This window comes from Myroides sp. 1354, from assembly GCF_030324495.1.
Classification (GTDB): Bacteria; Bacteroidota; Bacteroidia; order Flavobacteriales; family Flavobacteriaceae; genus Flavobacterium.
Map to the genome: position 1 here is coordinate 1 of NZ_JACAGN010000042.1, position 671 is coordinate 671.

Sequence of the window (671 nt, forward strand, 5' to 3'; positions counted from 1 at the left end):
GGAGAGTGATCATTGTGGATGCATGCCATGCAGGATGAGTATGATTCTATACTCAAAAATGACACTTGGGATTTGGCTGAGATGCCTTATGGTAAGAAGGCCATTGGTACAAAGTGGGTTTACAAGTTAAAACGTAAAGTTGATGGTAGCATTGATCGCTATAAGGCTAGGCTTGTTGCAAAGGGATATGCCCAGCAGAAAGGGATTGATTTTGATGAGACCTTTGCACCCACATCTCGTATGACAACCATCCGGTGTATTATTGCATTGGCAGCACATCATGGTTGGATTGTACACATCAGTTGGACATTAAAACTGCCTTCTTGCATGGTGATTTGCATGAAGAGGTCTATGTATCTCAACCTCATGGTTTTGTGAAACAGGGGCAAGAAAACAAAGTATGCAGGCTCAAGAAAGCCTTGTATGGCCTTAAGCAAGCTCCCAGGGCATGGTACGAGAAGATACATGCATACTTGGTTGCACATGGATTTTGCAATAGTCCTTCTGAGAGTACCCTCTATGTAAAGAGGAGTTGTGATTATTTTTTGGTCATCGTTTTATACGTTGATGACATGTTTCTCACTGGACCTGATGTGGATCAGATTTCAGCCTTTAAGGCTGAATTACATTCTACATTTGAGATGCCAGATTTGGGCCCTTTGCATTACTAT

The 671-nt window shown here is 42.0% G+C and carries 1 protein-coding gene; it reads left to right on the forward strand.

Annotated features, from left to right (window positions below):
* The first annotated feature begins 18 nt into the window (after positions 1 to 18).
* The gene (locus tag HX004_RS17660; protein WP_286444176.1) at positions 19 to 378 is read left to right on the forward strand and encodes a reverse transcriptase domain-containing protein; all 360 of its coding nucleotides are present in this window, start codon (positions 19 to 21) and stop codon (positions 376 to 378) included.
* Positions 379 to 671 lie beyond the last annotated feature (293 nt).

Excerpts from the sequence above, each read along its gene's own strand:
- HX004_RS17660 (WP_286444176.1), top strand. The coding sequence starts at position 19 with ATGCATGCCATGCAGGATGAGTATGATTCTATACTCAAAAATGACACT.